We start from the raw sequence: 10,661 nt of genomic DNA, 5'->3' as shown, positions 1-10,661 counted from the left end.
CGCGGTCCGCCCGCCGCGGCTGTGAGCCTCCGCGAGCGGATCGGCGGAACGGGGAGCGACAGGCGCGCCAGCATGCGCCGGGCCGCCGCGATCTCGTCGGCCGACATCTGCTCGAAATCGAGCCGCCGCAGCCGTTCCTCGCCCGATGCGGTCTCGGAGGCGTCGATCTCGATCAGGCTGCCCTCGGGCTCGGGGGCGGCGCGCTCGGGGCGCTCGGCGCCGTCGAGGAGCGCCTCGGCCGCGCGTTTCTCGGCCGGCTCCGGCGGCCGGTCTTCCTGCAGACCGCGGAGCTGCGGCAAGAGGAGGCTCATCATCTGCTCGAGGAACTGCGGATCGCGCCAGAACAGGCGGAAGACCTGCGCGAAGACCGCCCGATGTTCGGGGCGGGAGACGAAGCAGGCGTGGAGCGTCCAGTAGAAATCCACGCGCGAGGTGAAGCCCGCCGCCTCGACCGCGCGGACCGCATCGGCGATCCGGCCCGATCCGATGGGCAGCCCCGCCTTGCGGAGCGCGCGGGCGAACCACAGGATGTTGCGGGCAAGGCTGCCGTCGGCAGGGGCTTCGAGCTCCATGTCTCAGCTCCGGCCCCGCCCGCGCCGGGGGGCTGTCTGCCCCCCGCGCCTCCGGCCGGGGCCGGAGGCCCCCCCGAGGATATTTGCACCAGACTGAAAGAGGCTCATGCCGGGGCGAGGTCGCGGCGGGCCTCGTCAAGGAGGCGGCGCGCCTCGGAGCCCTGGATCTTCTGGATGTCGTCCTGATATTTCAGAAGCGCCCCCAGCGTGTCGGCGATGAGTTCGGGCGAGAGCTCGATCACGTCGAGCGCGAGCAGGCACTTGGCCCAGTCGATCGTCTCGGCCACGCCCGGGCGCTTGAACAGATCCTCGCGGCGCAGGCGCTGGACGAAGGCCACGATCTCGCGGCCGAGGACCTCCTGCGCCTCCGGCACGCGGGCGGCGAGGATGCGGGCCTCGCGCGGGAAATCGGGATAATCCACCCAGTGATAGAGGCAGCGGCGCTTGAGGGCATCATGCACCTCGCGCGTCCGGTTCGAGGTGAGGATCACGAGCGGCGGCTCGGGCGCGCGGATGGTGCCGAGCTCGGGGATCGTGACCTGGAAGTCCGAGAGGGCCTCGAGCAGGAAGGCCTCGAACGGTTCGTCGGTGCGGTCGAGCTCGTCGATGAGCAGGACCGGGGCGCCGCCGGGCTGGGGGCGCATGGCCTGCAGGAGCGGGCGCTCGATCAGATAGTCCTCGGTGAAGAGCTCGGTGCGGAGCGCGGAGCGGTCGGCCCCGCCGGCCGCCTCGGCGGTGCGGATCGCGATCATCTGGGCGGCGAAATTCCAGTCGGCCACGGCGGAGGCCGCGTCGAGCCCCTCGTAGCATTGCAGCCGGATCAGGCGGCGCCCGAGGGCTGCGGCCAGCGCCTTGGCGATCTCGGTCTTGCCGGTGCCCGCTTCGCCTTCGAGAAAGAGCGGCCGGCCGAGCTTCAGCGACAGGAAGACGACGGTCGAGAGCGCCCGGTCGCTCACATAGCCCTGCCCCGCGAGAAGGGCTGCGGCGGCGTCGATCGAGGCGGGCAGGGATTGGGTCACGGCTTCACTCCGGTCATGGGGCGAAGGTGGCGGGGTGCGCCGCCCGGGTCAAGCGCGGGGCCGCGGTCTGCGACCAAGGTCGCGAGCGGCGGGGCTTGCGCGACTCACTGGAAAAGGCCCGCCCTTTGCAGTAGGCGGCAGGCATGACCCAGAGCCTGACCCTGCGCCGCCCCGACGACTGGCACCTCCACCTGCGCGACGGCGCGATGCTGGAGGGGGTGCTGCCCGAAACCACACGGCATTTCGCCCGTGCGATCGTGATGCCGAACCTCGTGCCGCCGGTGGTGACCGCGGCCGAGGCCCAGGCCTATCGCGACCGGATCCTGAAGGCCCTGCCCGCGGGCGCGCGGTTCGAGCCGCTGATGGTGCTCTATCTGACCGAGACGACCGATCCGGCCGATGTGCGGGCCGCGGCGGCCTCGGGCCTCGTGACGGCGGTGAAGCTCTATCCCGCGGGGGCCACGACCAATTCCGCCTCGGGCGTCCGCGACTTCGACCGGGTGCGCGGGGTGCTCGAGACCATGGCCGAGATCGGCCTGCCGCTTTGCGTGCATGGCGAGGTAACGGATCCGGCGGTGGACATCTTCGACCGCGAGGCCGTGTTCCTCGACCGGGTGCTGGATCCGATCCGGCGCGCGACGCCGGGGCTCAGGGTCGTGCTCGAACATGTGACCACGCGGGAAGGGCTCGATTATGTGCGCGGCGGGGGGCCGGACATGGCCGGCACGCTCACCACCCATCACCTGATCATCAACCGCAACCACATTCTCGCGGGCGGCATCCGGCCGCATTACTACTGCCTGCCGGTGGCCAAGCGCGAGACGCACCGGCTGGCGCTCCGGGCCGCGGCCACGGGGGGCGAGGCCTGCTTCTTCCTCGGCACCGACAGCGCGCCGCATGTCGATGCGGCCAAGGAGAGCGGCTGCGGCTGCGCGGGCTGCTTCACCGCCACCAACACGCTCCCGATCCTCGCCCATGTGTTCGAGGAGGAGGGCGCGCTCGACCGGCTCGAAGGGTTCGTGTCGCTCCATGGGCCCGCCTTCTACCGCCTGCCGCCGAACGAGGAGCGCATCACCCTGCGCAAGGGGGAGGCTCTCGCGCTGCCCGCCAGGATCGAGACGGGCGCCGGGCCGGTGACGGTCTTCGATCCCGGCTTCCCGCTTCTGTGGCACGTCGAACCCTGACCCCTTCCCGCCGCAGGCGGACCCGATGAAAGGACCATCCCGATGATCCCCACCTCCTTTCCGCCGCGCGAGGAGATCGCCCGCCTGACGGCGCGGATGCTGCTCGAGATCGAGGCGGTGCATTTCCGCCCGCAGGAGCCCTTCACGCTCGCCTCGGGCCTGCCCTCGCCCACCTATATCGACTGCCGCAAGCTGATCTCCTATCCGCGCATCCGGGCGACGCTGATGGATTTCATGGCGGTGACGCTCCTGCGCGACGCGGGGTTCGAGGCCTTCGACAATATCGCGGGCGGCGAGACGGCCGGGATCCCCTTCGCGGCGCTGGTGGCCGAGCGGCTGGGCCTGCCCATGACCTATGTGCGCAAGAAGCCCAAGGGCTACGGCCGCAACGCCCGGATCGAGGGGGTCATGACCGAGGGCCAGCGCGTGCTTCTGGTCGAGGATCTGACCACCGACGGCGGCTCGAAACTCTCGTTCGTCGATGCGATCCGCGAGACCGGGGCCAGCTGCGCCCATACGGCGGTGATCTTCTACTACGGGATCTTTCCCGAAACGATCGGACGGCTGCAGGCCCACGGGGTGACGCTGCACCATCTGTGCACCTGGTGGGACGTGCTGGCGGAGGCGCGCGCCTCGGAGGCGTTCGACGCGGCCACGCTGGCCGAGGTCGAGAGCTTCCTGTCCAATCCCCGCGACTGGCAGGACGCGCGGAAACCGGCCGATCTGACGACGCGCCTCTGACGGGAGCGGCGGGGGGCCTGTGGGCGAATCCGGGCCTTGCCCGAAGCGCGGCCCACAGCCTGCGTTTTCGGGCTGAAGGCGCCGCGATATGTGGTAGGCTCTGGGGCAGGCGAAACGATCCACAGCTTGTCCACAGGCTTCAGGCCGGATCGTCCCCGAACCTATACCCCCTGCCCGGCGCGGCCGTTCGGGGGTATCAGGGGCCACTGAACCACGAAGGGCGCCCGCTGAAGGTGGCGCCCGCGCAATGAGAGCAGAGGGCAGAGTCATGAACGAGGTCAGGGCGCTCCGGGAGCCTCAGACGGAGAAATCTCCGGAGGTGCTTCCGCACAACATCGAGGCCGAGCAGCAGCTGCTCGGCGCGATCCTGACCAACAATGACATCTTCGACCGCATCGCCTCGGTGATCCGGGCCGAGCATTTCTTCGATCCCGTCCACCAGCGCATCTTCGAGATCGCGGCGGCGCGGATCCAGAAGAATGCGCTGGCCTCGCCGGTGACGCTGAAGGCCTTCCTCGAGGAGGATGCGGGGCTGAAGGAACTGGGCGGGCCCGCCTATCTGGTGCGGCTCGCGGGGGCGGCCATCTCGGCCTTCGCCGCGCGGGACTATGCGCAGATGATCTACGATCTGGCCGTCCGGCGCGAGCTGATCGGGCTCGGGCGCGACATCGCCGCCAAGGCGGCGCGGGTCGATGTGGCTTCGGAGCCGAAGGAGCAGATCGTCGAGGCCGAGCAGAAGCTCTACCGGCTGGGCGAACAGGGCCAGGCCGAGCGGGGGTTCCAGAGCTTCCTGAAAGCGGTGACCGACGCGGTGAACGTGGCCAATGCGGCCTACCAGCGCGACGGGGGCCTTGCGGGCATCTCGACGGGACTTGCCGATCTCGACAAGAAGCTGGGCGGGCTGCATCCCTCCGACCTTCTGATCCTCGCCGGGCGCCCCTCGATGGGCAAGACCTCGCTCGCCACCAACATCGCCTTCAACATCGCCAAGGCCTACCGCCGCGGGCGCCTGCCCGATGGGGCGGAAGGGGCGATCGAAGGCGGCGTGGTGGGCTTCTTCAGCCTCGAGATGAGCGCCGAGCAGCTGGCCGCCCGGATCCTGTCGGAAGCGGCGGAGGTGCCCTCGGAGCAGATCCGCCGCGGCGACATGACCGAGGCCGAATTCCGCCGCTTCGTCGAGGCTGCGAAGGCGCTCGAGGCCTGCCCGCTCTATATCGACGACACGCCGGCCCTGCCGATCAGTCAGGTGGCGGCCCGCGCGCGGCGGCTGAAGCGGACCCATGGGCTCGACGTGCTAATGGTGGACTATCTCCAGCTGCTGAAGGGCTCGGGCGGCTCGCGCGACAACCGCGTGCAGGAGGTCTCCGAGATCACGCAGGGGCTGAAGGCCATCGCGAAGGAGCTGAACATCCCGGTGGTGGCGCTGTCGCAGCTGTCGCGTTCGGTCGAGAGCCGGGACGACAAGCGGCCGCAGCTGTCCGACCTGCGCGAATCGGGCTCGATCGAGCAGGACGCCGACGTGGTGATGTTCGTGTTCCGCGAGGAATATTACCGCGAGCGCGAGAAGCCGGGCGATCACGAGATGGAGAAGATGGCCCAGTGGCAGGCCATCATGGAGCAGGTCCATGGCAAGGCCGAGGTCATCATCGGCAAGCAGCGCCACGGGCCCATCGGCTCGGTGGAGCTGAGCTTCGAGGGCCGCTTCACGCGGTTCGGCAACCTCGTGCGGCCCTGGCAGCAGGGAATCGAGAGCTACTGACGCGCCGGGAGGGGCCGGATCGGGGGGCATCGAGCCCCCGCTCTCCGGCGCTGCCGCGGAAAAGGCCGGCAGGCCGCGCACCCGCGGCAGATCGGCGGCGTCCGACGCCGAGGCTCGGCAGGACCGCGCCAGAAACCCTCGCACGCGCCCTTCGCGCCCTGCCCTCCGGCGCCTGCGCGGAAGGATCCGCCATTCCCGGCCCGGCAGCGATCGGGCGAGGGCTGCCTTCCGCGGGAGCGCCCGGTTGAAGCTCGTCTGCTGCTCCCGTGCCGCAGCGCCTGAGGGGGGCTCCGACGACGCATACAGGCGTGCCTCCGCCCCGCCGTGCGGATCAGGCGAGGAACGCCTTTCGCAGCATGTTCAGCGCCACGATCATGATGAAGACGGCAAAGACCCGCTTCAGGGGCTTGGGGTCCATCGCATGGGCGAGCTTCACGCCGATGGGCGTGGTCAGGAGCGTCATGGCGATGGTGATGCCGAAGGCGGGGAGGTTGACCGCGCCCACCGTCAGGGGCGGCGCCGCATCGGTGGGCGTGAGCAGGAAGAGCGCGGCCGCAGGCAGGGCGATGATGACGCCGAAGCCCGCCGCCGTGGCGACGGCACGGTGGATCGGCACGTTGAAGAGGCTCATGAGCGGGACGCCGAACGTGCCGCCGCCGATGCCCATCAGGACCGACAGGAGCCCCACCCCGGTGCCGGTCGCCGCCCGCCCCGCGCCCTGCGGCAGGCTCTCGCCCAGCCGCCAGCTCGACTTGCCGAAGGCCATGTAGAGGCCCACGACCACGCCCACGAAGCCGAAGATCCCCTGCAGGACGACCGACTTCATGCTGGAGGCGAGGAAGGTGCCCGCGACCGCGCCGAGCGCGATCCAGAGACCCCATCGCCGCAGGATCTCGAGATCGACGGCGCCCTTGCGGTGGTGGGCATGGACGGAGCGGAGCGAGGTCACGATGATCGTGGCGAGCGAGGTGGCGAGGCAGACGCGCATCAGCGAGGGCCCGCCGTAGCCCATCGCCTCGAAGGCATAGAGATAGGCCGGCACGAGGACGAGCCCGCCGCCCACGCCGAGAAGGCCCGCGATGATCCCCGCGAAGGCGCCGATGGCGAGGAGGAGCGCCAGCATGGGCAGGAGCAGCGAGAGATCGGTCATGGCGAGCCTGTTCTTGCGGGAGTGCGCCCCGCCTTAGCCTGCGCGGGGAGCGAAGGCCAGAGGCCCGCCGCAGGGACGGTCAGGCTGCGCGCGGCCGCACCGCCTCGAGCGCCTCGTCGAAGAGCGCGAGCCCCGCCCCGGGCCGGGAGGCGCCCTCGGAGAGGATGCGCCGCCAGTGGCGGGCACCGGGCCGCCCGGCGAAGAGCCCGAGCATGTGCCGGGTGATCTGGTGCAGCCGCCCGCCGCCCTCGAGATGCGCCGAGATATAGGGACGCATGTCGCTCAGAACTGCCGCGAGATCGCGCGGCGGCTCTTCGCCCCAGAGCCGGTCGGCCCCGAGCAGGAGTTCGGGCTCGTTGTAGGCGGCCCGGCCGATCATGATACCGTCGAGCCCCTGCGCCAGCAGCGCCTCGGCCTCTGCCAAGCTGCCCACCCCGCCGTTGAGGCAGATCGTGAGCTCGGGGAAGCGGCGCTTCATGGCGATCACCAGCGGGTAATCGAGCGGCGGGATCTCGCGGTTCTCCCGCGGGCTCAGCCCCTGCAGCCAGGCCTTGCGGGCATGGATCACGAAATGCCGCACACCGGCAGCGGCCACGGTCTCGAGGAAGGCGGGCAGCACCTCGGAGGGCTCCTGCTCGTCCACGCCGATCCGGCACTTGACGGTGACGGGCACCGGGCTCTCCGCGATCATGGCCGCCACGCAGTCGGCGACGAGGGAGGGCCGCTCCATCAGCACCGCCCCGAAACAGCCGGACTGCACCCGGTCGGAGGGACATCCCACGTTGAGGTTGATCTCGTCGTAGCCGTAGGGTTGCGCGAGCCGGACCGCCTGCGCCAGTTCCGCCGGATCGGAGCCGCCGAGCTGCAGCGCCACGGGATGCTCCGCCTGTGAGAACTCCAGCAGCCGGTCGCGCGGCCCGTGGATGACGGCAGGCGAAGTGACCATCTCGGTGTAGAGCATGGCCCGGCGCGTCATCAGCCGATGGAAGAAGCGGCAATGGCGGTCGGTCCAGTCCAGCATCGGAGCCACGGACAGGCGGCAGGCCGTCGACGAACGCTGCTTAGTATCAGTCACTTACACTCACCTCGCCTTCGTCTCGTTCCGGCCTGTTCCGTGCCATGCACGCCGATTTCGCCATCGGACCCGATGCACGGAGCCAGCGCTTCCCTTTGCGCCAGGTCCGAAGGTCATCCCGGGCTCGATCAGCGCCCGCAAACGGAGGGATCCGGCACCGGCTTCCCCTTGCGCGTGGGCGCGATGCGAGACCTGTCCGGCACGACCAACTTGCCGACCGGCTCCCCCCTCGCGCGAGCGCGCGATGCGAGAAGGGATCCGTATCATGAGACGAAGACCTTTGACAGACGCCCTGCCGCACCCGCTGCATGAAAGAAGCGTGAGAAAGAGCTGGGTGCGCCCGAAGCGGCGACCGCATCCGCTGGCCGACGCGGCACGGAACCGCAGGGCCGCCCTGCATGACCTCGAGAGGCTACGGGCCCGCCTCTGTATCAACCCGGCGGATCCGCACAGGTCGAGCGGCGAACGGGGAGGCCTCGGCGGAGAGTTTCCTCTCCAGCGCCCGACGTCGGCGGGCAGCGATCGGAGATGTATTTGTCGGCCACCCGGGCTCGCCCGGGGCTCGCCTTCCCCACAGGCGGGGCCTTGTCGAGCGGCCGCGTCCTCCTCGGGGTCGACATGCGGCTCTGCTTAAATTATCTATAATCCATGCAGCACACACCGGAAGAAACCCAGTCCGCCCGCATCGCCCGCATTCTCGCAGACCGCATCATTTCGGGCGAGATCCCTCCCGGTGCGCGGTTGCGGCAGGATCACGTCGCGACCGAGTTCGGCGCCAGCCATGTGCCGGTGCGCGAGGCCTTTCGCGAGCTGCAGACCCGAGGACTGGCCGAGAGCGAACCGAGGCGCGGCTTCCGCGTCACCGAGTTCGACGTGGCCGAGCTGCGCGAGGTCGCCGAGATGCGATCCAGCCTCGAAAGCCTCGCCCTGCGCCATGCCGCTCCCAACCTGACGCGCGCCCTTCTGAATGAAGCCGAAGAGGTTACGCGCCACGGCGACAATGCCGGCACGGTTCGCGAGTGGGAGGAGGCGAACCGTCATTTCCACCGGCTGATCCTGTCGCCTTGCCGGATGCCCCGTCTGCTGCGGACCATCGACGACCTGCAGGCGGCCAGTGCGCGGTTCCTTTTCGCGGCCTGGCGGCGCGACTGGGAGGCGCGCACCGATCACGACCACCGCGCCATTCTGGATGCGCTGCGCAAGGGGCAGACCGACCTCGCCTGCGCCACGCTCGCCCGCCATGTCGGCTGGGTCGGAAAACGCAAGCGATCCGCAAAGAATGGCGACACGCCAGGGACTTACGAAATCCTCGACTGATTATCTATAAAATCCATTGCCGGAGCGGCTGCGAGGCGCCTTCATTATAGATAGATTCGACCCTATCTCCGGAGGATACACCCTTGGCGCTTCTCACCCCTTCCCTCGGCCGTCCCGCGGCGCTCGGACGCGGCCTTGCACTGGCGCTCGGCGGCGCGGCGCTGATCACGCTCGGCGCCAAGATCCAGATCCCGTTCTGGCCGGTGCCGATGACGCTGCACACGCTGGCGGTGTTCTTCCTCGCCGCAGCGCTCGGGCCGAGGCTCGGGCTCGCGGCAATGGCAACCTATCTGGCGGCGGGCGCCGTGGGGATGCCGGTCTTCTCGGGCTCACCGGAACGGGGCATCGGACTGGTCTACATGGCCGGGCCGACCGGCGGCTACCTTGCGGGCTACCTGCTGGGCGCGGGCCTCGCCGGCTGGCTGGCAGAGGGCCGGGGGGCGATCGGGCGGTTCCTCGCAATGCTTGCGGGGCTGACGGTGGTCTATGCCGCAGGCCTTGCCTGGCTTGCCCATTTCGTTCCGGCCTCGTCCCTGCTGGCGGCGGGCTTCCTGCCCTTCATCCTCGGCGATCTGGTCAAGCTGGCCCTGGCTGCAGGGCTGATCGGCGCATTCGCCCGCCTGAAGGGCCGTTGGCAATGATGCGCACCGACTGGACCATGGAGGAGGCCAGGGCGATCCACGCCCTGCCCTTCCCCGACCTCATGCACCGCGCCCAGACGCTGCACCGCGCGCATTTCGACCCCACCGCGATCGAGACCGCGAGCCTTCTGAGCATCAAGACCGGCGGCTGCCCCGAGGATTGCGGCTATTGCTCGCAATCCGCCCATCACGACACCGGGGTGAAGGCCACCAGGCTGATGGCGACGGAGGAGGTTCTGGCCGCCGCCAGCCGCGCCAAGGCTTCCGGCGCGCAGCGCTTCTGCATGGGGGCCGCCTGGCGCAGCCCCAAGGACCGCGACATGGACAGGCTCTGCGACATGGTGCGGGGGGTGGCCGATCTGGGGCTCGAGACCTGCATGACGCTGGGCATGCTCTCGCCCGGTCAGGTCGCGCGGCTGAAGGCGGCGGGACTCGATTTCTACAACCACAACATCGACACCTCGCCCGCCTATTACGCGCAGATCGCCAGCACGCGCACGATGGAGGACCGTCTCGAGACCGTCGAGCAGGTCCGCAGGGGCGGCATCAAGGTCTGCTGCGGCGGTATCCTCGGCATGGGAGAGGCCGAGGAGGACCGCATCGCCCTGCTGGTGACGCTGGCAACGCTGCCTGCGCATCCCGACAGCGTGCCGGTGAACCTCTGGAACGAGATCGAGGGCGTTCCGGTGCAGGGCCGCGCGCAGACGGTCGATCCCTTCGCGCTGGTGCGCATCGTGGCGCTGGCCCGCATCCTGATGCCGGCCTCGGTGCTGCGGCTGTCGGCCGGGCGCACGGGGATGAGCGACGAGCTGCAGGCGCTCTGCTTCCTTGCGGGGGCGAATTCGATCTTCGTGGGCGACCAGCTTCTGACCACCGGCAACCCGGCGGCGTGGAAGGATCAGGACCTGCTCACCCGGCTCGGCCTGCACATCGCCGCGGCGCGGGCCCGCCTGCCGGTCGAGGCGGAATAGCTCAGCCCGGGAAGCTCCGGGCGAGGATGTCCACCGCCCGGACGATCTGCCCCTCGTCCAGCGCCGCATAGCCCAGACGGAAGGCGTGCGGCGCCGGGCCCTCCAGCGCGAAACGTGTGCCCGGCAGCAGGGCCAGACCCGCCTGCCCTGCGGCTTCGGCCCAGGTCTCGGCCGAGCCGCCCGCGCAGCGCAGCCACAGCGCGAGGCCCCCGGCGGGCAGATCGAAGGTGGC

At 70.0% G+C, this 10,661-nt stretch carries 9 protein-coding genes and 2 pseudogenes; 6 read left to right on the top strand and 5 right to left on the bottom strand.

Going from position 1 to position 10,661, the window contains the following annotated elements:
• A pseudogene (locus A9O63_RS10020) lies at positions 1 to 572 on the bottom strand (VWA domain-containing protein); the annotation flags it as partial.
• Between the two features lie 104 nt (positions 573 to 676).
• On the bottom strand, positions 677 to 1,591 hold the full coding sequence (locus tag A9O63_RS10015) for an AAA family ATPase (protein WP_069331802.1): 915 nt from the start codon (positions 1,589 to 1,591) through the stop codon (positions 677 to 679).
• Between the two features lie 143 nt (positions 1,592 to 1,734).
• Between A9O63_RS10015 and pyrC the strand changes: the two genes are divergently transcribed.
• From pyrC to A9O63_RS10000, 3 genes are all read left to right on the top strand, one after another.
• Complete coding sequence (pyrC, locus tag A9O63_RS10010) at positions 1,735 to 2,775, top strand: dihydroorotase (protein WP_069331801.1); 1,041 nt, start codon at positions 1,735 to 1,737, stop codon at positions 2,773 to 2,775.
• 42 nt (positions 2,776 to 2,817) lie between these two features.
• A complete protein-coding gene (locus A9O63_RS10005; protein ID WP_069331800.1) occupies positions 2,818 to 3,516 on the top strand; it encodes an orotate phosphoribosyltransferase in 699 nt (232 codons plus the stop codon).
• 268 nt (positions 3,517 to 3,784) lie between these two features.
• Positions 3,785 to 5,275 carry a replicative DNA helicase gene (locus A9O63_RS10000; RefSeq protein ID WP_069331799.1) on the top strand — a complete coding sequence of 497 codons (1,491 nt, stop codon included), beginning with the start codon at positions 3,785 to 3,787 and terminating at the stop codon, positions 5,273 to 5,275.
• 331 nt (positions 5,276 to 5,606) lie between these two features.
• On the opposite strand, the gene A9O63_RS09995 is transcribed toward A9O63_RS10000, so the two are convergent.
• Positions 5,607 to 6,425 carry a sulfite exporter TauE/SafE family protein gene (locus A9O63_RS09995; protein WP_069331798.1) on the bottom strand — a complete coding sequence of 273 codons (819 nt, stop codon included), beginning with the start codon at positions 6,423 to 6,425 and terminating at the stop codon, positions 5,607 to 5,609.
• 79 nt (positions 6,426 to 6,504) lie between these two features.
• The gene (dusA, locus tag A9O63_RS09990) at positions 6,505 to 7,500 is read right to left on the bottom strand and encodes a tRNA dihydrouridine(20/20a) synthase DusA (RefSeq protein WP_069331797.1); all 996 of its coding nucleotides are present in this window, start codon (positions 7,498 to 7,500) and stop codon (positions 6,505 to 6,507) included.
• Between the two features lie 648 nt (positions 7,501 to 8,148).
• Here dusA and A9O63_RS09985 point away from each other — a divergent pair.
• The 3 genes from A9O63_RS09985 (at position 8,149) to bioB (ending at position 10,429) form a co-directional block, all read left to right on the top strand.
• Entirely contained in the window at positions 8,149 to 8,817 is a 669-nt protein-coding gene (locus A9O63_RS09985; RefSeq protein WP_069331796.1) for a GntR family transcriptional regulator, read from the top strand.
• Between the two features lie 83 nt (positions 8,818 to 8,900).
• On the top strand, positions 8,901 to 9,458 hold the full coding sequence (locus A9O63_RS09980; RefSeq protein WP_069331795.1) for a biotin transporter BioY: 558 nt from the start codon (positions 8,901 to 8,903) through the stop codon (positions 9,456 to 9,458).
• Positions 9,455 to 10,429 carry a biotin synthase BioB gene (gene bioB, locus A9O63_RS09975; protein WP_069331794.1) on the top strand — a complete coding sequence of 325 codons (975 nt, stop codon included), beginning with the start codon at positions 9,455 to 9,457 and terminating at the stop codon, positions 10,427 to 10,429. The genes A9O63_RS09980 and bioB overlap by 4 nt, the downstream gene beginning before the upstream one ends.
• A 1-nt stretch (position 10,430) precedes the next feature.
• Here the strand turns inward: bioB and A9O63_RS09970 are convergent.
• Positions 10,431 to 10,661, bottom strand: a pseudogene (locus tag A9O63_RS09970) (PLP-dependent aminotransferase family protein); the annotation flags it as partial.

The sequence above is a fragment of the Cereibacter johrii genome (assembly GCF_001720585.1).
Lineage (GTDB): Bacteria > Pseudomonadota > Alphaproteobacteria > Rhodobacterales > Rhodobacteraceae > Cereibacter_A > Cereibacter_A johrii.
This window is presented reverse-complemented; position numbering and strand designations above follow the sequence as displayed.